Annotated in this window: 21 protein-coding genes; 6 read left to right on the top strand and 15 right to left on the bottom strand. The window is 57.3% G+C overall.

Annotation, left to right across the window (positions count from 1 at the left end; all coding sequences use genetic code 11):
* Nucleotides 1–20: 20 nt before the first annotated feature.
* From benB to catA, 3 genes are all read right to left on the bottom strand, one after another.
* Nucleotides 21–509, bottom strand: a complete 489-nt coding sequence (gene benB, locus PQR27_RS06590; RefSeq protein ID WP_408522912.1) for a benzoate 1,2-dioxygenase small subunit — start codon at nucleotides 507–509, stop codon at nucleotides 21–23.
* Nucleotides 506–1,864, bottom strand: coding sequence for a Rieske 2Fe-2S domain-containing protein (locus tag PQR27_RS06585; protein ID WP_408522911.1), 1,359 nt, complete (start codon nucleotides 1,862–1,864; stop codon nucleotides 506–508). The genes benB and PQR27_RS06585 overlap by 4 nt, the downstream gene beginning before the upstream one ends.
* Nucleotides 1,865–1,984: 120 nt before the next feature.
* Complete coding sequence (gene catA / locus PQR27_RS06580) at nucleotides 1,985–2,920, bottom strand: catechol 1,2-dioxygenase (protein WP_408522909.1); 936 nt, start codon at nucleotides 2,918–2,920, stop codon at nucleotides 1,985–1,987.
* A 175-nt stretch (nucleotides 2,921–3,095) separates the two neighbouring features.
* Here catA and PQR27_RS06575 point away from each other — a divergent pair, with 175 nt between their 5' ends.
* Entirely contained in the window at nucleotides 3,096–4,019 is a 924-nt protein-coding gene (locus PQR27_RS06575; protein ID WP_408522908.1) for a LysR family transcriptional regulator, read from the top strand.
* 50 nt (nucleotides 4,020–4,069) lie between these two features.
* Here PQR27_RS06575 and PQR27_RS06570 read toward each other — a convergent pair whose 3' ends face one another.
* From PQR27_RS06570 to PQR27_RS06560, 3 genes are read right to left on the bottom strand one after another with little or no spacing between them, the layout of a single operon-like run.
* On the bottom strand, nucleotides 4,070–4,732 hold the full coding sequence (locus PQR27_RS06570; RefSeq protein WP_408522907.1) for a MarC family protein: 663 nt from the start codon (nucleotides 4,730–4,732) through the stop codon (nucleotides 4,070–4,072).
* Nucleotides 4,733–4,757: 25 nt separating this feature from the next.
* Nucleotides 4,758–5,750, bottom strand: coding sequence for a CobW family GTP-binding protein (locus tag PQR27_RS06565; protein ID WP_408522906.1), 993 nt, complete (start codon nucleotides 5,748–5,750; stop codon nucleotides 4,758–4,760).
* Nucleotides 5,747–7,366: an amidohydrolase family protein gene (locus PQR27_RS06560; protein WP_408522905.1), complete on the bottom strand. Its 1,620-nt coding sequence runs from the start codon at nucleotides 7,364–7,366 to the stop codon at nucleotides 5,747–5,749. Before PQR27_RS06560 ends, PQR27_RS06565 begins: the two co-directional genes overlap by 4 nt.
* Nucleotides 7,367–7,932: 566 nt before the next feature.
* Here PQR27_RS06560 and PQR27_RS06555 point away from each other — a divergent pair.
* The 3 genes from PQR27_RS06555 to PQR27_RS06545 all read left to right on the top strand — a co-directional run bounded on the left by PQR27_RS06555 (nucleotide 7,933) and on the right by PQR27_RS06545 (nucleotide 12,529).
* The gene (locus PQR27_RS06555) at nucleotides 7,933–9,222 is read left to right on the top strand and encodes an MFS transporter (protein ID WP_408522904.1); all 1,290 of its coding nucleotides are present in this window, start codon (nucleotides 7,933–7,935) and stop codon (nucleotides 9,220–9,222) included.
* Between the two features lie 52 nt (nucleotides 9,223–9,274).
* On the top strand, nucleotides 9,275–10,843 hold the full coding sequence (locus tag PQR27_RS06550; protein ID WP_408522903.1) for a PucR family transcriptional regulator: 1,569 nt from the start codon (nucleotides 9,275–9,277) through the stop codon (nucleotides 10,841–10,843).
* A 267-nt stretch (nucleotides 10,844–11,110) separates the two neighbouring features.
* On the top strand, nucleotides 11,111–12,529 hold the full coding sequence (locus PQR27_RS06545) for an aspartate aminotransferase family protein (protein ID WP_408522902.1): 1,419 nt from the start codon (nucleotides 11,111–11,113) through the stop codon (nucleotides 12,527–12,529).
* A 42-nt stretch (nucleotides 12,530–12,571) separates the two neighbouring features.
* Here the strand turns inward: PQR27_RS06545 and PQR27_RS06540 are convergent, their stop codons facing one another.
* The 4 genes from PQR27_RS06540 to PQR27_RS06525 form a co-directional block, all read right to left on the bottom strand.
* The gene (locus tag PQR27_RS06540; protein ID WP_408522901.1) at nucleotides 12,572–13,066 is read right to left on the bottom strand and encodes an Lrp/AsnC family transcriptional regulator; all 495 of its coding nucleotides are present in this window, start codon (nucleotides 13,064–13,066) and stop codon (nucleotides 12,572–12,574) included.
* Between the two features lie 48 nt (nucleotides 13,067–13,114).
* A complete protein-coding gene (locus PQR27_RS06535; RefSeq protein ID WP_408522900.1) occupies nucleotides 13,115–13,840 on the bottom strand; it encodes a haloacid dehalogenase type II in 726 nt (241 codons plus the stop codon).
* Nucleotides 13,841–13,940: 100 nt separating this feature from the next.
* A complete protein-coding gene (locus PQR27_RS06530) occupies nucleotides 13,941–14,666 on the bottom strand; it encodes a haloacid dehalogenase type II (RefSeq protein ID WP_408522899.1) in 726 nt (241 codons plus the stop codon).
* 383 nt (nucleotides 14,667–15,049) lie between these two features.
* A complete protein-coding gene (locus tag PQR27_RS06525) occupies nucleotides 15,050–15,547 on the bottom strand; it encodes a winged helix-turn-helix transcriptional regulator (protein WP_408522898.1) in 498 nt (165 codons plus the stop codon).
* A gap of 698 nt (nucleotides 15,548–16,245) precedes the next feature.
* Here PQR27_RS06525 and PQR27_RS06520 point away from each other — a divergent pair.
* Nucleotides 16,246–17,040 (top strand): cache domain-containing protein, encoded by a 795-nt coding sequence (locus tag PQR27_RS06520; RefSeq protein ID WP_408522897.1) that lies wholly within the window; start codon nucleotides 16,246–16,248, stop codon nucleotides 17,038–17,040.
* A gap of 278 nt (nucleotides 17,041–17,318) precedes the next feature.
* On the opposite strand, the gene PQR27_RS06515 is transcribed toward PQR27_RS06520, so the two are convergent.
* The 4 genes from PQR27_RS06515 to andAc are packed head-to-tail and all read right to left on the bottom strand — an operon-like array spanning nucleotide 17,319 to nucleotide 20,627.
* Nucleotides 17,319–18,521 carry an NAD(P)/FAD-dependent oxidoreductase gene (locus tag PQR27_RS06515; RefSeq protein WP_408522896.1) on the bottom strand — a complete coding sequence of 401 codons (1,203 nt, stop codon included), beginning with the start codon at nucleotides 18,519–18,521 and terminating at the stop codon, nucleotides 17,319–17,321.
* A gap of 3 nt (nucleotides 18,522–18,524) precedes the next feature.
* On the bottom strand, nucleotides 18,525–18,851 hold the full coding sequence (andAb, locus tag PQR27_RS06510) for an anthranilate 1,2-dioxygenase ferredoxin subunit AndAb (protein WP_408522895.1): 327 nt from the start codon (nucleotides 18,849–18,851) through the stop codon (nucleotides 18,525–18,527).
* Between the two features lie 12 nt (nucleotides 18,852–18,863).
* Nucleotides 18,864–19,337 (bottom strand): anthranilate 1,2-dioxygenase small subunit AndAd, encoded by a 474-nt coding sequence (gene andAd / locus PQR27_RS06505; protein WP_408522894.1) that lies wholly within the window; start codon nucleotides 19,335–19,337, stop codon nucleotides 18,864–18,866.
* Nucleotides 19,338–19,355: 18 nt separating this feature from the next.
* Complete coding sequence (andAc, locus tag PQR27_RS06500) at nucleotides 19,356–20,627, bottom strand: anthranilate 1,2-dioxygenase large subunit AndAc (RefSeq protein ID WP_408522892.1); 1,272 nt, start codon at nucleotides 20,625–20,627, stop codon at nucleotides 19,356–19,358.
* 222 nt (nucleotides 20,628–20,849) lie between these two features.
* On the opposite strand from andAc, the gene andR reads away from it, so the two are divergent.
* Nucleotides 20,850–21,806: an anthranilate 1,2-dioxygenase regulatory protein AndR gene (gene andR, locus PQR27_RS06495; RefSeq protein WP_408522890.1), complete on the top strand. Its 957-nt coding sequence runs from the start codon at nucleotides 20,850–20,852 to the stop codon at nucleotides 21,804–21,806.
* Nucleotides 21,807–21,936: 130 nt separating this feature from the next.
* Here andR and PQR27_RS06490 read toward each other — a convergent pair whose 3' ends face one another.
* Nucleotides 21,937–22,437, bottom strand: a complete 501-nt coding sequence (locus PQR27_RS06490) for an Ohr family peroxiredoxin (protein ID WP_408522889.1) — start codon at nucleotides 22,435–22,437, stop codon at nucleotides 21,937–21,939.
* Nucleotides 22,438–22,532 lie beyond the last annotated feature (95 nt).

Below are 22,532 nucleotides of genomic sequence, written 5' to 3'. Positions count from 1 at the left end.
ATTTCCGCAGATGAGTGCACTCAAACGTGATAAATGTCGAGCACCTGGCGGATGTAGTCGTCCTTCAACACGATGCGCTTGTAGCAAATCAACAGCTCATCGTTGACTTTGCGCAGAGTGACGAACATCGTGCCGAAAAACTGATCGGTGGTTTTGTAGCGGTGGCTGAGCGTGTTGAAGTTGTAGCGCACGTCCACTTCGTTCTCGCGCTCGGCCAGCACTTCCACATTGGTGATGTTGTGACTGGTTCGCGGTTCAGGCATCGAGGCACTACTGCGTTCGGTCTTGATGCGGAACACACGGTCTTCCAGGCCACCACGGTCCGGGTAGTACATCAGCGAAATCTGACTCTCGTGGTCGTCGGTGAGCTGGTCGTCGTCATCCCACGCGGGCATCCAATAAGTGACGTCCTCGGTATAGCAGGCAAGCCAGTCGTCCCATGTTCGGTCGTCGAGCAGGCGCGCTTCGCGAAACAGCACGGCGCAAATTTTCTGGTAATCGAAGCTCATACCAGGGCCTCCCCTTGTTCCTTTTTGAGTGCGTCGCGCATCTGGTGCACCCAATATTCGTGTTGACACACAAACAGGCCTTCGTCTTCGCTTCGCTCGCCTGAGATGCGCGGCTTCAGACCCATACTTTTCGCGTTCGCATCGGGACCATCGACCCACAACGGCGCTCCGCGCGAAAGGTCGTTCCACATCGCAGTGGTACCGGCATAGCCAGCCTGGCAGGCGCGAAACTCTTCGAGGTCATCCGCGGTGCCCATACCCGAGACGTTAAAGAAGTCTTCGTACTGGCGGATGCGGGTAGCGCGGTCAGTTGCGCTCTCGCCCTTCGGAGCGAAACAGAAGATGCTGACTTCGGTCTTGTCCACGCTGATTGGACGTACGACGCGAATCTGCGTGCTGAACTGGTCCATCAGGAACACGTTTGGATACAGACAAAGATTCCGGGTCTGGTTGACGATGAAGTCCGCCTTCACGTCGCCAACGCGTGCCTTGATTTCGTCGCGGTATTGATAGACCGGCCGGACTTCCGGGTTCATCGTCTTGGTCCACAGCAGGATGTGGCCGTGGTCGAACCCGTACACGCCGGCTACCGATTTGCTCCAGCTGTTCGCATCCACGGCCTTGGTGCCCTCGACCTTGCGCCGGTCCATCGTCGCAGCGTAGTTCCAGTGCACGGTGCTGACGTGGTAGCCGTCGCAACCGTTCTCCATCTGCATCTTCCAGTTACCGTCGTAGATATATGATGAATTGCCGCGCAACACTTCCAACCCGTCCGGGGCCTGGTCGACAATCTGGTCGATGATGACCTTGGTCTCGCCGAGGTAGTCCTCCAGCGAAATCGCGTCCGCGTTGAGGCTGCCGAACAGGAAGCCGCGATAGCTCTGGAAGCGCGCGACTTTTTTCAGGTCGTGCGAACCGTTGGTATTGAATTGCACCGGGTATTCGGTAGTCTTCACATCTTTCACTTTCAACAGCTTGCCGGTGTTGGCGAAGCTCCAGCCGTGGAAAGGACACGTGAAGGTGCCTTTGTTGCCGTGCTTTTTACGGCACAGCATCGCGCCTTTGTGTGCGCAGGCGTTGATGACCGCGTGCAGTTCGCCGCTTTTGTCGCGAGTAATCACGACAGGCTGGCGGCCAATCCAGGTGGTGTAGTAGTCGTTGTTGTTGGGGATCTGGCTTTCATGCGCGAGATAGACCCAGTTGCTCTCGAAAATTTGGTTCATTTCGAGCTCGAACAAATCGGCATTCGTGAAGATGTCGCGGCGGCAACGGAATACACCGTTTTGCTTGTCGTCCTGAACGGCGGTGTGCAGCAGTTCATCAAGTTGCGAGGCTTTGTCGATAATGGCAGACATGAGTGCTCCCCCTACGCGTGCTCCAGGTTATGGGGCACGCGTATCGGTGTCGAAAGATTCTTGCGAAGGATTGAGCGGCAGCAGTGGTAGGACGTAGCGGCCGCGGTTAGCGTTTGGCGGCTAGGCGGCAGCAGACGCACGCAGGCGATGGACAAGCTGGTTATCCTTGCCCTGAATCAGCGGAGTCAACTGAATGTCGAACTCGATTTCCTTATACGTATCGGCCTTCATGCCCAGCGCGGTGCCGCCGGTCTTTTCGACCACGTGAGGAATCAGATCTTCGCGGGTGGCGTAGGCAAAGTCGTCCCAAATCAACGGGTCGCCCTCAATGTTGATTTGCGTCGTCAGCTTGCGGTACTTGTCGGTTGTGACGAAGAAGTGCACGTGCGCCGGACGATCGCCATGGCGGGCAAGCACATTTAACAACTGTTGAGTCGCACCATCCGGCGGACAGCCGTAGCCGACCGGCATGAGCGTACGGAACTCGTACTTGCCGTTGACATCGGTGCTGACCGCTCCGCGCAGGTTGAACTCGCTCTGCGCGCCGGTCGGGTCGAAGTGCGAATAAAAGCCTTTCGAGTTGGCGTGCCAACATTCGACCACTGCCCCTGCAACCGGCTTGCCATCTGGACCGGTTACCGTGCCGCGGATGACCAATGGGCCGGCATCCTCGTCCGGATTGATATCGATCTTCGATACGCCATCGCGCAACGGCGCACCGGCGACATACAGCGGACCTTCGATGGTACGCGGCGTACCGCCGGTGATTTCAGCCGCCTTGTCCTCCGCGTCCATGCGGATGTCGAGGTATTTCTCCAGACCAAGACCAGCAGCAAGCAGCGCGGCTTCGCCGTCCTGGCCGAGCTTGTTGAAGTAGTGAACGCCAGCCCAGATTTCGTCGGGCGTCATGTCGAGGTCGTCGATGGCCTTGAACAGGTCGCCCAGCAGGCGATTGACAATCTCCTTTGCGCGAGCACTGCCGTCCTGACTACCCACGTTGGCAGCAGCCCTCAGCAGGTCTTGCACTTCCTTCGTATCGAACACTTTGACGCTCATGTCTGCTCCTGAATCTCTATATTTTCTCTGGGGTAAACCCTTGATTTAGCGCCCAGTTGAATATGCCCGAGAGGTATAATGGGTGCTGAAACAGAGTGTGAATGCAGAATAATGGACGTCGGAAGGCCCCGTCCAACACTGATTTAGTATCGGTCTATATCCGCGAGGTATTGAAATGGAACTGCGGCATCTTCGCTATTTCGTCGCTGTAGCCGAGGAACGCAATTTCACGCGCGCGGCACAGCGGCTGAACATGGCCCAACCGCCGTTGAGCCGTCAGATACAGCAGCTTGAAGAGATTCTCGAGGTGCAGCTATTCCAGCGCGACTCGCGCCCGTTGAAGCTCACCGAGACAGGTAAGTTCTTCTATGCGCATGCCGTCCAGTTGCTGGCTCAAACGTCCGAACTCGAATCCATGACGCGGCGCGTGGGCAACATCGAGCGCAGCCTCTCTATCGGTTTCGTGGGCTCGACGTTGTACGGAATGCTGCCCAAAATTATCCGGCGCTTCCGCGATGAGAACACGACAGTCGAACTCAGCCTCCACGAGATGTCGACGATGGACCAGATTCGAGCGCTGAAGGACGGTCAGATTGATGTCGGGTTCGGCCGTATTCGGCACGAAGACGCAAACATTCGTCGGGTGATTCTGCGAGAGGAGAAGATGATTGTTGCCTTTCCGGAGGGCCATCCACTCTCACTGCTCAAGCCCGTGCTTGCTCTGAGCGACCTGGTCAACGAAACCCTGATTATTTTCCCTAAGGCGCCGCGCCCCAGTTTTGCAGACCAGGTGCTGTCGGCATTCGAAGACCGCGGTCTTAAGCCTCGCCGGATATATGAAGTACGGGAGTTGCAGATTGCGCTAGGCCTCGTAGCGGCGGGAGAAGGAATTTCGGTTGTTCCGAGTAGTGTGTACGGCCTGAAGCGAGACGACGTGAGTTACAAGGAACTGGACGATCCCACTCTGGTTTCTCCAATCATCATGAGCATGCGTGCGCTCGACGAATCGCGGGATATTCGAGAGATGCTTGAACTCATCTATCGGCTGTACGAGGAGGAAAGGATTCTTTATGCGCCTCGTAACGAGTTTGGGCGCTGATACCGGCTATACACCGGAGGGATGGCAGACTGCACCACACCGAAACCATCTCAATGCAGGTGAATGCTCTCGATCAATTCGGACACGCCCAGCCACAAAAGTTGGACCCCGATACAAAACAGCACAAAAGAAAAAAGACGCATGGCAATCTGCGTGCCGACTGTCCCGAGCAATCTCTCCACCCGTCCTGCATATCGTACGCAAAGAAAGATGCTTGAGCAAAGCAGCACAAGTCCAACACCCACGCCAACCAGATGAATCGGCTGAATCCCGGCGTGTGGCGAACCCGTTCCCAGGGCGACGGCAACGGCGATGGATCCAGGTCCAACAGTGATTGGCAGAGTGAGTGGATAAAACGCTTTCGCACGCAGAGACACGATACGTTCTGAATCGGCATCAGCCGTCGCACTTTCTTCCGATGGTGCCTGTAGCAGGGACCAACCTGCCATTGCGATCACGAAGCCTCCCGCGACCCGCAATACCGACTCCGATATGCCGAAGAACGACAACACGTATGCGCCAATTGACAGCGACGCAAGCAGAATCACGAAACCATTGATCGCGATGCGGCGGCCGAGCTCTGCGAGTTCCTGATCGCTCGCACCCCGCACCATGCTCAATATTATTAACGCCACAGCCGGCGGGTTGATAATCGGGAATAGCGTGCTCACGATTAACAGAACCGCCTTGACAAACTCGTTCAGCATTGACATGGTATTTATTGATTAAGGTATCAGACTACCGTTGCAGCGAACTCCAGCGTACAGGAGTATCCATCTGCACTTCTTCGAGTTCGTACATTGCACAGTCCCTGACTATGAAGATGGCGGCAAAATCCGCTGCATTCTGGCCCACGAGGCGACGCGGCGCCGCGAAAGTCGTGCCAACGCTTTGCAACAGGACGCGGTCATCGCCAGCAGGTCCCGCGACGATTGCTTTCATCCGTAGCAGCCGATCGCCCATCGCGCCCGAAATGTTCTCAAGCCAGTCGAGTGTTTCCTCCCAGTTCGGCTGGTGCGAAAATCGTGCGCAAAAGATTCTAATACGAGGATGGAGAAGCGCGCGTCGCTCAATCCCAGGGGTGATCGTCAATGACCCGTCGAGCGGCCTATCAACCTCCATCTCGCGAAACGCTTCGCGAGCGCGAGCGTCTATCGTTTCGGTATCCACAATACGCGCAAACGGATTGAGTTTCGTCACAATGGCCGCAGCGAGCTTCGTTCGTTGCGCATCGACGAGATCCGTCTTCGTAAGCACGATGGTATGTGCTGCACCCAGTTGGGCGGCGACGTTATTGAACTCTTCGGTTCCCAACGGCGGACGGCTGCAATCGTAGGTCGCAACAATGTGTACGCGCAAGCCCATGGCCGACAACGGATTCAATGCCTGAATGACCTGACCGGGTTTGGAGAGTCCGCTGCATTCCAGCACGATGCGTTCGAATGGCGGCATCGCGGCCTGCGCACGCGTCGCAACCAGGTCCTCGACTGTGGTCACAAGATCGTCGTTAAGTGAGCAGCACACGCAGCCGTTGCTTAGGGTCGCCATTTGCGTGCCGCGGGCCGACTCCGACAGCACCGCTCCGTCGATATTGATCGCGCCAACCTCATTGACGACGATGGCAGTCGACGCAGACGCGTCCGCCTCACGAAGCCATGCTTCGAGAAGCGAGGTTTTCCCGCTGCCGAGCATGCCAGCGAGCACCACAAATTGGGCAGGTTGTGCTTTCATGCCGACACCACCTTCGTTTTAGGGAACGGAGTCTCGCCGTTCTGCCAGGTTGCGGCGACCATCTCGCGAACATCCTCCAGCAATTGGGCAGTATCGAACACGACGCCCGACTTGATGGTCATCTCGAGTGAGCGCTGCTGTTCGAGTGAGCCTAGCTCGTCGTTCAGACGCATCGCACCTGTACCGTACAACAGTTTGAAATCGGTAAGAGGATTCTGGCCATGGACGAGAAGATCCGCGCGTCGTCCGACTTCGAGTACACCCGTATCCTGCTCGATACCCAGTAGTTCGGCAGCGTGTGATGTTCCCGCGCGCAACACTTCCAATGGCAAAAAGCCAGCCTCCTGAAGAAGCTCGAGTTCGCGCACGTAACCGAACCCATATATCTGGAACATGAAACCGGAATCGCTTCCGGCACAAACGCGGCCGCCGCGGTTCTTGTAGTCATTCAGGAAGTGCATCCAGATCCTGAAACTATCGCGCCATTCGACTTCGTTCCTGACCGACCAGCGATAGAAGTACGCGCCGTGCCCGCCGCGTTGCGGCTGGAAATATTCCCATGTGGTACGGTCCGTGTAGACGTCGTGCCATTCCGCGCGGCGCGCTCGCATCACATCGCGATTGCCGTCATAAACATTCATCGTTGGCACGAAAGTGTGCCCTGCTTCGAGGAAAGCATCGAGTACTTCGTCCCACTTCGCTGAGCCTGGCCGTGCGGCTTGAAGAAAGGTCTGGCCCGCCGTTGAGAAGCGAAGATATTCATCATTGTAGTTGTATTCGTCGGCGAAGGATTGCAGCGAGCGTCCATCGAACAACGCTTCCGGCAGACCATAGGAGTGCTCGGTGCTGGTCAGTCCCCAGCGTGCTGTCTTCAGCGCGTTCATGCTGCCTACTGACAACTGTGCGTGATGGCAACACGTACGCAGACCAAGCTTCTTGCATTCGTCGAGCGCGGCCTCCATGATCGCCGGCGGGGCGCCGAAGAATTTGACACCTTCTGCACCTTTGTCACGCGCTTTCCTTAGCCACTCACGGCCGTCTTCAGGACGGTAGATCGTCTTCAGATAATCATTGACTGCGGGAAAATAGACGTAGGGATACAGATTGGGCGCAGCTATCCGGTTCGCCTGCGCAGCGTCCTTCTGTTCGCGTGTCCAGGCAAGCCCGTTCATGCAACCCGCTTCCCTCACAGAAGTCACACCGTGTGCCAGCCAGAGCTTATAGATATAGTCCGCCGGCAACATCTCACCGTTCTCGCCATGAAACGGTGTACCAATATGCGCATGGCTGTCGATAAAGCCAGGCGTCACAAATTTTCCGACACAATCGAGTTCCAGCTCTCCCTGCGGAGGACGACCCTCATTGCTCAATGGCTTGCCGGGTACGCCAACCACTCTGATCTCGGCGATCCGGTCCCCTTCTATGACAATGTCAACCGGCCCAAACGGCGGTGCGCCTGTGCCATCTATTAGCGTGGCGCCGCGCAGCACGAGTCTGCGGAACGGACCGTCGCCGCGGTCTCGCGACGTCGATGCCCGCAATTGCTTTAATCCCTTCTTTGCGAAACCCGCGACCATTTCCTCGCCGACTTCGATATTCATCTCTGACGTGTTCATCTCGTATCCTCGCTGCAACGGCATCGTAGATGCCCAGACCTGATTCAAAACATCTGTTTTGCGCGTGCTGGCACGCCCGCGAAGCGGGCGTGCCACAGACGTATGCCACCAACGCAGTTTTGAGCCGCGTTCATCGTTTAGCCACTCGGCTTCGCGCGACACCGCGCGGCACGTAGGCATTCTGCAAAGCGACCAGATCGCTGGCCGAGGTCTGTTCTTTACTCACGAGGTCACCTCCAAAGGACGTGCCAATGGTAGGAACCCAGAAATCGGACTGATACCTACCTGAAGCAGGAAAAACTGAACAATTTTTCGTTGCAAACGACGAATAAGCCCGTCGCGGCAGTGGGCTTGCCTGAACATTTCCTCTGATGAAACGGGTCGCGGCAATTTAAATCAGATCGGACCGTTATCCTACTTCTGATACTAATATGACTGGTGTCTTTCCATTCTTAGGTAGATAGCCATGCGATTTGTGGCCGGGTTCAATGACCTCATGGACGCTCGTGATATCACGGCGCGCCTGAAACGATTGATGAAGCCAACAGAAAGCGTCAGGAGTGGAGATGAACACAGTAAATTTGACTTCAACATACCAGGAGCAACGCAGCGCACGGCGACGTGCAATCGTCGCGACCGTTCTCGGCAATGGCTTCGAGTGGTTCGATTTCATGGTGTATGGCTTTTTTGCCATCCACATCGCGAAGCTTTTCTTTCCCACTGGCGACGATCTATCGTCACTGATGCTCTCGGTGGCAACCTTCGGCGTTGGATTTCTGGTGCGCCCGTTCGGCGGCATCCTGATTGGAATCTACTCCGATCGCGCGGGCCGGAAAGCGGCGTTGTCGCTGACCATCCTCCTTATGTGTGCCGGGACCGCTCTCATTGGTCTCGCGCCAACGTACTCGCAGATCGGCGTCGCGGCGCCCTGTCTGATCGTCTTTGCACGGCTGCTGCAGGGCTTCTCGGCGGGCGGGGAAATGGGTACCGCAACCGCGTACCTGACGGAGCACGCGCCGAAGGGCAAGAAGGCCTATTACTCGAGCTGGATCCAGACCAGCATCGGCTTCGCGGTATTGCTCGGCGCGTGTTTCGGCACCGGCATCACGCTCGGTCTGTCGACTGCGGATGTCGAAAGCTGGGGTTGGCGCATTCCGTTTCTCTCGGGCCTGCTGATTGGACCGATTGGCTTCTACATTCGCCGCAATCTCGAGGAAACACCTGTTTTCCTGCACGCAACCGACAAGTCAAAGACACCTCTCGCAGATGTATTGCGCGATTACCCGTGGCAGGCGTTTGCAAGCTTCGCCATGGTCGTGCTCTGGACCGTGTGTATCTACGTGATCCTGTTTTACATGCCGACCTTTTCCGTGAAGGTGCTCAAGCTACAGCACTCCGCGTCCTTCATCGCTGCGATGGTTGGCGGCGGCGTAATTACGGTGTGCTCTCCTCTTACGGGTTGGCTGTCCGACAAAATCGGCCGCAAATTCCTGCTCGCTGGCTCCTCGGCAGCCATGCTTCTGCTCGCATGGCCGCTGTTCGGCATGATCGTCTCCGCTCCGTCGCTCGCCACTCTCTGCATCTTTCAGGCGGTCTTCGGCGTACTGATCGCAATCTACACCGGGCCGATTCTGGCCGCGCTGTCCGAGACCTTTCCGACAAAGGTCCTGTCGACCGGGCTCTCGGTCGCTTACAACCTCGCCGTGATGACCTTCGGTGGCTTCGCATCGCTGATCCTGACCTGGCTTATCAACAAGACGGGAACTGCAATGGCACCGGCCTTCTACGTCATCTTCGCTGCTGCCGTCAGCCTGCTCGGCGTCCTGTTTGGCTACCGCCAACCCGCCAATACATGACCCTGCGGCGGGACGACCTGGCGGCACGGCGTATCGTGCCGTTGGAGGCGTGATGAAACTCGACACCGCAATACGTGAAACGGTACTCCGCGAGGCCAGCGTCGTGGCCGGTGAGCGCGACCTCGATCGGGAGATTTCGTGGGTTCACATGGTGGACCATCCGGACATTGCCGACTGGGTGAAACCGGGCGAACTGCTGTTGACGACGGGATACAACTGGCCCAATGAAGAGGCCGCTTCTCGCGAACTGGTCAAAAAACTCAGCGAAATCGGACTGGCGGGCGTCGTGCTCGCTGTTCCTAATTTCAGGGAGCACTTCTCTGCTGAAGCCATTGCGGAAGCTGACCGTGTTGGACTCCCTTTGCTTGAGCTGCCTTGGGCCGTACAGTTCAGTCAGGTTACGCACGAGATCCTCGCCAAGATCATCAACTTCCAGAGCGAAATCATTGAGCGGTCGGAGCAGCTTCATCGAGCCTTGACCAATGCCGCAGTGTCGGCAAGCAGCCTGTCCGATATAGCGACTGCGCTCTGCAATCTTCTCGGGCGTGCAGTCACCTTCAGCGACACGTCGGGGCATGTACTTGGCGGCTCTGGCACCGCCGAAGATCTCGCGGCACTGGAACCTCAGTTACTGAGCGCCGTACGCGACGGCAACACGTCGGTTGAGCTCGCCAGTGCGGGGCGGCCGACCAGAGTCGCATTTCACGAAGCGGGCAGCGCTCTGCTCAGATTATGTCTTCCAGTACGACTGCACGACCATGCCGTTGCACTGATCTGGCTCGATCTCGACGATTCCGAACCGGACGAACTGGACTCGCGCGCCATCGAACATGCGAGCGTGGTTGCGGCACTCCATCTGATGCACCAGCAGCAATTGACCCAGCAGGAAGACAGGCTCGGCTATGCGCTGGTAGCAGGCCTGCTCGATGGCGAGTTCGACCCGTCGACCAGCGCGCTCGAAAGAGCAAGAGTGTCGGGATGGAGTCAATCGAAGCAGTATCGCGTCTGCCTCGTTCTGCTCGACGAGCCCATTCCGTTGACAGAAGAAGGGCTCGAGCGTCGGGAGCGGTTCGTCGATAACCTGAAGCGACAACTGCGCGCAAAACAGCTCCCTGTATTGCTCGCACTGTGGCTGAACCAGATCAAGTTCATTGTCCCGTCGGAAGCATCGCTTGACGCCCTGTGGGTCTCTGTATCTGACCGCCGCGCCGCCATGGCCGTCAGTCGCGTCCATAGCGGCGTAGCTGGCATGGCAGTTGGGGCTAAAGACGTCGACGCCCTGGTGTCGACTCTGCGACCCGGACGCCTTCATCACTTCGATGAAATTCTTTTTCCCCGAGCATTGATGGGCGATGCCGATGCACGGGACATGCTGGTGGAGCGGCTTGTCACCCCGCTGGCAGGCAACCGCCGCGGAGAGTCGCTGCTCGAAACTGTGTGCACGCTTGCCGACGAAGGCTTCCAGCTTGCCAACACTGCGAGAGCCCTCGGCATACACATCAGCACCCTGCGCTATCGGCTTGAACGAATAGAAACCATCCTGTCAGTTTCACTCGAAGACCCCAGTCTGCGATTCCAGTTGCAGGTCGCTTTGGCCTTGTACCGTCTCCGGGAAGATTGACCCGTCTTTTTCCTATGTCCAGGAGGAAGACAGTGTTTTTGCTTCAAGGTTAAATACGGAACGTGGGAGCGCAACAGCTCTTCCCCAGCACGATCTCAACGCTCTGCTAACGCTTCCTGTCGCGATGCTACCGACCGCAGAAAGTGCTGCAACGCCCAAATAATCAACACCGTTCTGCTTGCACATGTCCAGATTCGGCCGTGATTCTACTGCGTTCATTGCGTAGCATGACGTGCATAACGGTTCCATTTTCCAGGGAGGTACATCATGTCGATTGCGTCACTTATCGAGGCAGACCGCAAGCATTTGATTCATCCGGTAGTCAATTATCGCGCTCATGAAGAGCGTGGGGTCACCATTCTCGAGTCCGGTCGCGGCGCATGGCTTCGCGACGCGAACGGTAACGAACTGCTCGACGTGTTCGCCGGATTGTGGTGTGTCAATACCGGTTACGGGCAGGAAAGTATTGTCAAGGCTGCGGCGGAACAGATGAGCCGACTTCCGTATGCCACCGGATATTTTCACTTCGGTTCGGCGCCCGCTATCCAGCTGGCGGAACAACTCGTGGAACTTGCTCCCGCATCGCTGCAGCACGTTTACTTCTCCCTGGGAGGTTCGGACGCAGTCGATTCGGCGATCCGATTCATAACCCACTATTTCAACGCCACCGGCCGACCGTCGAAAAAACACATCATCGCATTGGAGCGCGGGTATCACGGTTCCTCCTCGACCGGGGCTGGTCTGACGGCCATCTCCAGCTTCCATCGCAACTTTGATGTCCCGTTGCGCATGCAACATCACATCTCCTCGCCCTACCCTTATCGAAGTGCAACGCCGAATGATCCCCTGGCGATTATCGCGGCATCGGTAGCAGCGCTCGAAGCAAAGGTAAGCGAACTAGGCGCAGAAAACGTCGCCGCATTTTTCTGCGAACCTGTCCAAGGTTCAGGCGGCGTCATTGTCCCGCCCAAGGGCTGGCTAAAGGCCATGCGCGAAGCATGCCGCAAGCTCGACATCCTGTTTGTCGCTGACGAGGTAATTACCGCCTTCGGTCGTACTGGACCGATGTTCGCCTGCGAATCGGAAGGTGTTGAACCCGATTTGATGACGGTCGCGAAGGGACTCACAGCAGGCTATGCGCCAATGGGTGCGGTTCTGATGTCCGACGAGGTGTATCAGGGTATTGCCGATGGTGGATCGCGCGCTGATGCGGTCGGACATGGTCAAACGTACTCGGCGCATCCGGTGAGCGCGGCGATCGGCCTCGAAGTTCTGCGCCTTTATCAAGAAGGGGGGTTGCTTGCGAACGGTGTCGCTCAGGCGGAGCACTTCGCGGCCGGCCTCGACGGCCTACTCGATCACCCTCTTGTCGGCGACTCACGTCATCGCGGTCTGCTCGGCGCGTTGGAACTCGTTTCCAACAAGGAGCACCGCACGCCATTCAATCCCTCACTGAATCTTGCGAACCGGATTTTCGAGGCAGCCTACCAGAACAAGATCATCTTCCGGGCCTTCGGCGACAACATTCTGGGATTTGCCCCTGCACTTTGCTATTCCCGGGACGAGGTCGACCTCATGACCGACCGGGTGCGCAAGACGCTTGACGACATCCTGGCGCAGGACGACGTGCGCGCGGCTCTGCGCAGCGCAGAGAAAGGGCGGGTTGGATTAACCAGAGAGCCATGAGGTGCACACATATCGAATCGACTTCATTTGTGTGGCCATGATCTAATCATCATCCGAAAGCAGTTTGTCGAGCGGCACAGCATGTTTGACGAAGGGCGTGCGGATAACGATGTAGCTAAAGTACTTCTCGATCCCAATGTTGCGGTCGAGGAGCTTTTCAACGACCTCCTGATAGTGCCCGATGTCCTTAACAAGGAATTTGAGCAAATAATCGTAGCCGCCGCTCACCAGATGACACTCGGTTATCTCGTCGAAGTCACGAAGGTTTGCCTCGAAACGCACGAAGTCTTCGCGGCGGTGGTCACGGAGCATGATCTCCGTGAAAACCGTGACCGTGGCGGTCAGTTTGGCTAGATTGACATAGGCACCATAGCCCGAAATGACACCCGCTGCCTCAAGACGCTTCACACGCTGCAAACAGGGGCTGGCTGAAAGCCCGACTGAAATGGCAAGGTTCGCATTCGTCATGTTGCCGTTCTTTTGCAATTCGGCAAGGATCTTGACATCGATCCGGTCGAGTTTCTGTCGATTGCTCATATCGTGCTTCGTCGGTGTCGGCTGCGATGTCAATCGAAGACCATCGTGCTATCCATTTGACAGCTGCTCATGGTGCGCTTTGACCAGCTGGGCCATACTCGTGAACTTAAACTCTACGGACGGTTCGACAAGCGTCCTTAATGTCGCGCCAAACCCGCGCTGCTCGAACCGTCGATGAATCCAGCAGGACCGAAGCCCGAGCTGCTGAGCAGGCTGATGATCATGATAGATGCTATCTGCGATGTGCAGGGTCTCGTCACTCTTTACGCCAATTGAAGACAGCACATCAAACAGATACTCGAAACTTCTGTGCGATGGCTTGTATGCGCCGACGTCCTCCGCGGTTACGATGGCATCGAATTCCACCGCGAGCCTGGCGTTGCTGGCTTTGAAACTCTCGTTATCGACGTTGGAGAGGATGACAAGCTTAAAGTATTTCTTCAGGTACTGAAGCGTACTCGCCGAATCCGGGAACGCCGGCCAGTCGCGTATTGAATGTCCGTAGGCAACGGCCTCGTCCCACGAATATCTGATGCCCCACTCTTCAGCCAATCTCTTGTAGACCACCTGCAAGAGCTGGTTATACGGCAGTTCCGGCGTTACCACCTGCTGATACGACTCATGCTGGGCGTGCGCTTCGAGGATCTGATCGCGCGTGAGGGGTTGCTCGAGACGCGTCGTGAGTTTTGACAGACCGGAGATTATCCCGGATTCCCAATCAATTAACGTGCCATAACAATCAAACGTCAGCGCCTTGAAATCGGTCAACTGCACAGCATCCTCCTTTAGATTTGCAACCCACCGAAGTCGCCAACGGAGAAAGCAACTGACGTGGCGGTTTCGTGTGCACCACGCCAGCGGCGTAACCAACCCTTTACTTGTTCAACAGCGCCTCCTGATGCGCCTTCGCGAGGTCCGCCATGCTGTCGAACCGGAAGTCGATCTTCGGCTGCAAGCCCGGGTTCATCGTAGCGCCAAAACCTGGCTGCGAGTGGCGGCGATAGATCCAGCACGATGCCAGACCAAAGTCGTTGGCAGGCTTGTGATCGTGAAAGAGGCTTTCCGCCGTGTGCAGGATCTTGTCTTTGCCGATGCCACGGTCGCCAAGCTTCTCGATCATATACTCGAAGTTACGCGGCGAGGGCTTGTACGAGCCAACGTCTTCCGCCGTGATGATCGCATCAAATTCGACCTGAAGCTTTGCGTTGCTGTAGGTGAAACTTTCGTTGTCGATGTTCGACAGGATGACCAGCTTGTAATATTTCTTGAGATATTGCAGTGCGCCCACGGTGTCCTCGAACGCAGGCCAGTTGCGAACAGATCGCCCGTACGCCACGCACTCTTCGTGCGTGAACGAAACGCCCCACTCTTCCGCCAGACGTTTGTACACGATGGGAAGCAAGTCCTGATATCGCTTCGCCGGGGTGTACTTCTGTTGCGACGACTCGTGACGGGCGTGAGCCTCCAGCACCTGATCGCGCGTCAGCGCCGGCTTCACGCGATCCAGCAGAGGGCGCAGCCCCTCAAAAATACCCGTTTCCCAGTCAATCAGCGTGCCGTAGCAGTCGAAAGTCAGTGTGTTGAAGTCGGTCAGTTCCACAGTCACTCCTGTCAATTGTTGGTGATGGAGAGCACAGTGTAGTCAGGCGTCCCAGCATCCAGAACCGATGTTTGTGTCTGCATCAGCAGCTTTTGTTGCGTTGCCACGAATCGGCGGCAGATTCTACTGGCTGCCGTCCGGCCGCGCCGAAGCCGCCGGAGTGGCTCGTCTCGCCCACGCTCGCAGCGGCAAGGCGGTGCGCCGCGTGAAGCCGGCAAGCACGGGCGCATCACGACCGCCTGTGCCTGCCGGGTAGTTCAGGCAGTGAGTCGACCCGCTCCCGTCTATCCTGGCGCCTGGATTGTGCCTTGGTCACTTTGCTGAGACCGTTCATTTCTAGCAGAGAACGGCTCAGCAGACTCAAGGAGCTCGAGATCATCAGCCTAACGTCGTCCGCTCCCCCGGACAGGCGGATCGCAGTCCGAAGAGACTGGCCCGACATCGTGACCACGTCTATGAGAAAGCCGCCAGCGGACCACATCGTCTGCGCCGGGCCCCTCCCTCACCCTCACGTCTGCGCCGCTTACCGCCTCGCCCGTCTCCCGATCGACAAAGCTCGATCGCACGGTGGCTCCCGTGCTGCGGTTCACGAATAACAGCGGCGGCCTGGAGGCACCCGAGACGCCCCATCGATCGCCGAGTTCGGCGAGCACAGGCATCAAGGCAGCCATGTCCTGCCCCTTCGCGGTCAGCGTATATTCGTATCGGTCCGGGCCTGACTGATAGAGTCGCCGCTCGAGGAGACCGACTCCCTCCAGATGCTTCAGCCGGTCGCTGAGCGCCGCGTTGGTCACGCCAACGGATCGACGGAAATCATCGTAGTGGCAGATACCAGCGAGAAGGTCGCGCAAAATCAGGAGCGCCCAGCGATCACCGATCACCGATCACTGAGAGCGCCCCGGCTATCGGGCATACCATCCCTTCGAAACTTTTTAAACGCATGAGTCGTTCTCTCTGCTTGGCTCTAATAATAAGAGTTAAGTACGATCCTGCATAGACTTTAGATTCGCTACAAGCGAACTACCGTCACGAACTGTCGATCGCCGACATCTATCCCTCTGGCGACATCAAGGCCGCTGGCTCTGGGCGAGCCGATGGTGCATTTCGGCGCCGGCACACGCTTACGGCTTTCGGTAACGATGACCGGTCGTTCGCAGAACGTAATCCCTATGAGAGGTAGCGTCGCGTGATGAGAGGACTGTAGCTGTCTTCCTCCGCAAGGCTAATGCAACAAAATCTCTGTTGCTGCGTTAGCCCGATTCCGTTTCGCCTCAATCGACGATTTCGACGCGAACAATTACCCTCGTCGCTCACCGCGGCATGAAGGGAACGGTCTAATGCTAGACACCAACGCAGCGCCGCCGCTATCACGTGACGACTATTTCCCATAGAGCGCCTGCTCGATTTGCATGAATACGCATAGGCGACTCGTATCGCTTGACGGGTATGGCCGGATGCCCGAGCCGTTCGCGGGGCGCTATACGCAGTCTATCTCTGCCTTTGGTATTCAATAATCGAATACACGTGCATCAACTTTTGATTTAGCGCCCCTGCCGCGCGCACTTAGAATTGTGCCCACTTGTGGGAGACCCTTGAAACACTGCACACAGTCAATAATCGGACTAACCAGAATCGTCAGCCAACCGTCACCCAGTTGACCTTTTTGCCGGATCGCCGTGGTGGTGAGTGGGAGATCTGGGACGCTTACCAGACCAGAGAAACGCGTCTCGACGAACGCAAGGCCGATCTGATACACGCGTCGGAGATTGCCTTGAGTGTCGTCAAAACCTTTGGTGATCAGGCGGCTTCCGGTTCAATTACGAAAGCGGAGGCCCAAACGCACGCAATGGATAACATCCGCAACATGAGGTACGGCGAAAATGGCTATTTCGTCATCCTCAATTCGGATCCGACCGTCCTGATGCATCCAACGCATCCGGAGATAAACGGCAATGCCGTCGCTGATGTCAAGGATCCGAATGGCACCCATCTGTACAAGGATATAGTCGCTGTCATCAAACGCGACAGCATGGGCTTTACAGCATTCGCGTTTCCGAGGCCGGGGGCGACTGACGCTTCGCCGAAAATCGGGTACAGCGTGAGCTATCAGCCGTGGGACTGGATTCTGAGCACGGCCGTCTATGTCGATGATATTGATGAGCAGGCGAACGAGCTGAAAGCTTCCGTTTCGATCTTCACGTTGGGCGCGTCCCGCGACGTCGGTGCAATAGAGCCTGTCGAGCAGACTCACACCGTGTCTGCCGTGTCTGCAAAACGTGCCAGCGGGACGACTACGCCAGTCCAGAAGCGGTCCGCACGGGCGCCCGCTCCAGTAACCAGGACCGCCGAGGCTAACGAATGGAGTAGCCTTTAGGCGCCCATCCTTATCGCAGGTAGTTGCGCGTTGCCAGTAGTGCACAACTAGCTGCAGCTCGCATCGGAACGCTGTGTCGTCAGGCCGATTGCAATACCCGCTCCCTCGCCCTCCGAATTCCCTACGCCACGCGTCAAGGCGTTGATCCCTCGGCGTGATCTGTTCGATGATCGTTGAATACCGCTTCAAGTACCGAATGAAGTTGATCCGGCTTTCAGCGTGGACTTTGAGTCGACGATTAGAGCCGGATCACTGTCGGGAGAACCACCGCTTACGAGCTATCGCGGGATCAGGGACCGCAACGACACGGACGGATCCGCCAGTTGCTGCACATCGAGCGAGCCGGCTTCGACGAGGCGCTTCAACGCCGCCATGTCGCGCCCGCTATTGACGGTGACGGCGGATTTCAGGTGCCCTTGAGGATCGAGTCCGAGCACAGCAAACGAACCTGCCGCGATATTGCCGCGGTGGACTATGGTGTAAGCCGGCTCGAAGAAGCCAAGCGATTGCACGTTGCAGTCGTACTGATCGGACCAGAGCCACGGGATCTCGCCATAGCGCTCGGACCCGCCAAGCATGTTGGCTGCCGCTATGGCCGGTTGCTTCTCCGCGACCTGCCACGATTCGACCCGCACATGTCGACCGAGACGAGGGATGAAATGCTGTGTCACTTCACCGGCGGCAAAAATGTCGGCATCGGATGTGCGGCAATATTCGTCCACGACGATGCCGTCAGCGACCTCGAGGCCCGCCGACTCCGCCAGCTCGGTATTCGGTACAACGCCGATCCCCGCCACAACCAGATCGGCCAGGACCGGGCCGCTGCTGGTATCCACAACCACACGCCCATCGTTGCGTTGCTGCACGCGTTCCACCTGCGCACCCAGGCGCAAATCGAGCCCGTGGTGTGTATGCAGCACACGCATGAATGCACTGACGACCGCCGGCATCGAACGTTTCAGCAGGCGGTCAGCCGGCTCCATCAACGTGACGCGGCATCCGCGACTGACTGCCGTCGCTGCAACTTCCAGCCCGATAAATCCTCCACCGATGATTACCACCTCCGCTTCCGGCACAAGACGTGCGCGCAGTGCGCGAGCGTCATCGAGCGTGCGCAGATAGTGCACCGCGGATCCTTCCAACCGTCGCACCCGCGAGCCGGTCGAGAGCAGCAGACGGTCATAGGTGATCTGCGAACCGTCGTCCAACCTCAATGTCTTTTCCTGGCGGTTAATCGACATTGCGCATACACCAAGCCGCATGTCGATTCGCTGGCTGTCGTAGTAATTCGCATCGCGCACGAACGCGTTCCGCTCATGTTGCTCGTCGAACAATGCATCCTTCGATAGCGACGGCCGGTCATAAGGTAAATGCGACTCCTCGCCTACGATGCTGATGCGTGCATCAGGCGCACGTTCACGCAGCGCCTCCGCGGCACGGCGCCCCGCTTGCCCTGCGCCGACAATCACGAAATTGTCCATGAGTCAGTGATCCCCCCGCGCGCCGATCTCCACTCGTCCGTTCGTCACACGAATCGGATACGTCCGCACGGGTTCGGTGATCGGTGCCGAACAGGGCCCGCCGGTGCGCAAATCGATCAAGCCCTGGTGAAGCGGGCATTCTATACACCCGTTTTCCACAAAACCTTCCGACAGGCGCGCGTGGCCATGCGAGCACAGATCGTGCAGTGCAAACCACTCACCGTCGACGCGAAACACCGCTACCGGTTGTTGATCAACGACCACCTGTGCCGGTTCGGCTTCGCTAAAATCCTCTTCGGTACCTACGTCCTGCCATCGAATGTCGCTCATTGCGGCCTCCCCTTAAATCGGCGTCGCGAGCAGGGTCTGCACGCGCGACGTGTCGTAAATCACCCGCTTGGCCGCATAGCGCCAGCCGCTGTCCGTGCGCACCACGTGGTCGAGATAACGACCCGCCTGATACACGAACGATTCGCCGTTCGTGAGGGTTTGGACGACTACGTAACTGCTTTCGGTCTGGACCTCGTCCGGCGATCCGCCGACAATCGTGAGACCCGACGTCATGTGCCGGTAACTGTGTTCTTCAAAAATGTTCGCGTTGCGCAGCGACACTACGCGATCGCGCAGCATCCGCTGGTTATTGCAATAGATGATGCCGACCGGCAGACCTGCATCTTCATTCTCGCGCGGCACTATTTCGTACAGGCACTCCTCGGTGAAAAATGTCGGCCACTCTTCAAGCCGGTCGTTGTCGAGGGCGTTGACATAGCGGCTCTGCAGCATGTGCAATTCAAACCACAGTTTCATTTGTTCCATTACCTGACACATCCTTCTTTAATAGCCCATCAGTTTCTGATAGCCGACCCAAAACTTACGGATCAGGCTTTCGGTGATCACCGTGTCCTGCTGGTCCGGATTCCCACGCGACATCTCGATCACCGAGGTCGCGTCCGCATCGCGCACTGTCCCGCGCTGCACCAGTTCGGTCGCCTCGGTATCTTCCATCGAGATATAACCGGCCGGCCCGACGAGATTTGCCTGCTTGATTCGCAGCGCGCGCATTTCGGGTGTGTCGTCCGTATAGCCAAAGAAATGGAAAATGAGCTCGAAACTGCCCGGCCCTTTAGGCAACAACTGCCGTGCAACGAGTGTGTTGTGAATCTGCTGGATCACCAGTTGCGGGAATATGGGCTGAATATGGTTTGTGGTGTCTTCCTCGAACTCCGACACCAGCGCGAGAATCGAATCGTCTTCGAGCGCGAAGCCTTCGTCGAACGATCGGATGTTCTGCTGCTTGTACGCAGCGGAGGTGTCCTCGCCAGTCTTTGTCACCGTGATGATGCTATGCAGGCCATGAGTCGCGTCCGGAATCGAGCGCGCTTTCATACCGACACGGAAGATGTTGAACGTCGTATGGAAAAGATGCAGCATACTCGCGTGATACGGGTCCTTTACGTTCTCGAAATACAGCTTCCAGTTCGATTTCGAGAACTGCCGGGTGCAACCAAGATACTCAATCGGCTTATAGAAGATGCGGTCGATCCACGGACGCATTTCCTTGCCGAGATATTCCGGCAAGGGAACGACCGCATCGCTGAAAGTGGCAAACACCAGGCCGCGGTAGCTCTCCACGCGCAGTTGCTTCAGGCTGTGCGCCTTAGGATCGAAATCAGCGGGCATACCAGCCATGTGCTTCTGGCCGCGCCGGAACGGCACGCCGAGCAAGTTGCCGTTCGTGTCGAAACTCCATTGGTGATACACGCAGGTATGCGAACTCGCATTGCCGCGCGCCTTGCGACACACAGAAGCGCCGCGATGCGCGCAGCGGTTGACCCACGCCGCAAGCTCGCCCTTGTCGGTGCGCGTGACGACTACCGGCGTGTCGCCCACAAAGGTACTTTTGTAATCGCCGGGGTTCGGTATTTCGGCTTCGAGGGCGACAAAATTCCACGTAGGACCGCGAAAGATGCGCGCCTGCTCGCGCTCATAGACGGCCTTCGAGCTAAAGACCTTGTACGGCACGCGCGAGCCGTCGTCGTGCGGAAAACTGACCCTGTCGTCGTCCCGCTGATTCATCGGACGCAGTGGCGCTTCAATGTGTTCCATGGCAGTCCCTCCATTGGTGGGTGTTTCGATGTAGACTGATTTTTGGAGCGTCAAAATAGTGCGTCTATCCGATACCTGCACGCAACCAGCAGCGCTATCCAATTTCGGCACTTTTTTTGCAAGACCCACAGTTCATACGGATAGCAGGCGCCGATCTGATGCAAACTCCGATGTCGTATCAGCAATCGCGTTATCCCTGGTTCTCCTTGAAGTGATGCATTCATGACTCCATTTGCATTTCGTGCAGACGCTTTACGCGCTTATCGGCTATTCGAGTCGAACGATCTTGACGAAACCCGTGAGCGGATTTCACGTGTGATGCAGCCTCACTTGCTGGTGCCGGCAGGTAGCCGGGTTGGACGCTCACACATGGACTTCGTAAAGCTGGGCGGCCTGGGACTGGGAACCATTGCGTTTGGTAGCGCGATGCGGGTCAACGTAGAAGCGGTCGACGGCTATCACCTGATGATGTTTTGTGTGGCCGGCCATGCCAAGGTACGCGTGAAGCGAGACATCGTGCACGTCGATCAGGACAACGGGATTCTCTGCGCGCCAGGACATCCCTTCGACGCGGTACTTTCACCGGATTGCGAGCAGTTTGTCCTGCGCATTGATCCCGCTGCGCTCAGTTTGTACACAGGTTCATCGAAATCCGTCTTCGCGCCCCATGTCCGCATCGACAGTCAGCTGTTGCGCAGTTGGCTGCAGCAACTCCACCTGGTGGCCAGCTCGCCCGATCTGCTCGAATCCGCGCGCAACAACCCGCGCGTCGCGACACAACTGGAGTGCTTGCTGCTGGAGCTCCTCGCGTCAGGCCACGCAAAGATGGAAGGGGATGTCGGCCGGTCGCGCCTGTCGCCCTTCTTTATTAAGCGCGTAGAGGAGTTCATCAACGAAAGTAGCGCCGAACCGCTTCGGCTCGCTGACATTGCGAACGCTGTGGGTCTGCCGGAGCGCACGCTTAGAGACGGCTTTCAGAAATTCCATGGTACAAGTCCGATGCAATATCTGCGGCAGGTTCGGCTTGAGCGCGCGCGCGAAGCACTGCGCAACGCGCCGCTCGATGCACGCGTATCCGATATCGCACTGGATTGCGGCTTCATGCATTTAGGCCGCTTTGCCATCGAATACAGGAACAAGTTCGGCGAATCACCATCGGAGACACTTAGAGACCGCTGACTGCCCGATCATTGGCAAACCGCCGGCACGAGAATAGCCGCATCAGCTCATCCTCATGGATATGCAACCTCGGTACGCGAGCTCAGAATTTTTTTTGCTCAAACTGCCCAAAATGGACAGCTGTGCACCCTCAGTCCTGCACAATAACAATGTGCTGTTCAATGCCTGTTCGCCCCATCTTTGCATACGGACAGATCGCCTCGGTGTCGGCCACGAGTTCTTTCGCGTCCGCCAGCGGAATACCCGGCAGCGTGACACGGAGCTCAAACACGATCTCAAAGAGCCCACCCCTGGGATCACGTCCAAACGTAACGTTAGCCACAATGCTTAGGTCGGCAGGCAGTCGAACGCGACGCTTCATGGCGACAAGGTTCAAAGCACCATGGAAACATGCGGCATATCCCGCGGCGAACAATTGCTCCGGGTTTGTGCCGCCGCCCCGTCCCCCGAGTTCTTTCGGCAAGCGAAGTTGCAGATCAAGCTCCCCGTCTGCGGAATGCGCATGTCCGGACGAACGTGCGTGCGATGCGTCACCGCCATATACGGTGACGGAGGTCGAATAAAGCGGGAGAAATTCACTGCCTTCATAAAGGTCAAGCAAAGACACGGCCGGCGCGCTGATTCGTTCCATTTCATCTCCTGATAGAGTTCGGGACACGTGCCTGGAACCACTGCAAACTACCTCAGGCCCGCAGCCGATGAACTGCTGAGTGGTAGCGTATTTTG

Origin of the sequence: Paraburkholderia fungorum, assembly GCF_046027215.1 — a bacterium.
Classification (GTDB): domain Bacteria; phylum Pseudomonadota; class Gammaproteobacteria; order Burkholderiales; family Burkholderiaceae; genus Paraburkholderia; species Paraburkholderia fungorum_D.
The sequence above is the reverse complement of the archived record's forward strand: the minus strand, read 5'-3'. Positions and strand labels throughout refer to the sequence as shown.

Bases quoted from the DNA above. Each gene is read 5' to 3' on its own strand.
- benB (WP_408522912.1), bottom strand. From the start codon at position 509: ATGAGCTTCGATTACCAGAAAATTTGCGCCGTGCTGTTTCGCGAAGCG.
- PQR27_RS06585 (WP_408522911.1), bottom strand. From the start codon at position 1,864: ATGTCTGCCATTATCGACAAAGCCTCGCAACTTGATGAACTGCTGCAC.
- catA (WP_408522909.1), bottom strand. From the start codon at position 2,920: ATGAGCGTCAAAGTGTTCGATACGAAGGAAGTGCAAGACCTGCTGAGG.
- PQR27_RS06575 (WP_408522908.1), top strand. From the start codon at position 3,096: ATGGAACTGCGGCATCTTCGCTATTTCGTCGCTGTAGCCGAGGAACGC.
- PQR27_RS06570 (WP_408522907.1), bottom strand. From the start codon at position 4,732: ATGTCAATGCTGAACGAGTTTGTCAAGGCGGTTCTGTTAATCGTGAGC.
- PQR27_RS06565 (WP_408522906.1), bottom strand. From the start codon at position 5,750: ATGAAAGCACAACCTGCCCAATTTGTGGTGCTCGCTGGCATGCTCGGC.
- PQR27_RS06560 (WP_408522905.1), bottom strand. From the start codon at position 7,366: ATGAACACGTCAGAGATGAATATCGAAGTCGGCGAGGAAATGGTCGCG.
- PQR27_RS06555 (WP_408522904.1), top strand. From the start codon at position 7,933: ATGAACACAGTAAATTTGACTTCAACATACCAGGAGCAACGCAGCGCA.
- PQR27_RS06550 (WP_408522903.1), top strand. From the start codon at position 9,275: ATGAAACTCGACACCGCAATACGTGAAACGGTACTCCGCGAGGCCAGC.
- PQR27_RS06545 (WP_408522902.1), top strand. From the start codon at position 11,111: ATGTCGATTGCGTCACTTATCGAGGCAGACCGCAAGCATTTGATTCAT.
- PQR27_RS06540 (WP_408522901.1), bottom strand. From the start codon at position 13,066: ATGAGCAATCGACAGAAACTCGACCGGATCGATGTCAAGATCCTTGCC.
- PQR27_RS06515 (WP_408522896.1), bottom strand. From the start codon at position 18,521: ATGGACAATTTCGTGATTGTCGGCGCAGGGCAAGCGGGGCGCCGTGCC.
- andAb (WP_408522895.1), bottom strand. From the start codon at position 18,851: ATGAGCGACATTCGATGGCAGGACGTAGGTACCGAAGAGGATTTTAGC.
- andAd (WP_408522894.1), bottom strand. From the start codon at position 19,337: ATGGAACAAATGAAACTGTGGTTTGAATTGCACATGCTGCAGAGCCGC.
- andAc (WP_408522892.1), bottom strand. From the start codon at position 20,627: ATGGAACACATTGAAGCGCCACTGCGTCCGATGAATCAGCGGGACGAC.
- andR (WP_408522890.1), top strand. From the start codon at position 20,850: ATGACTCCATTTGCATTTCGTGCAGACGCTTTACGCGCTTATCGGCTA.
- PQR27_RS06490 (WP_408522889.1), bottom strand. From the start codon at position 22,437: ATGGAACGAATCAGCGCGCCGGCCGTGTCTTTGCTTGACCTTTATGAA.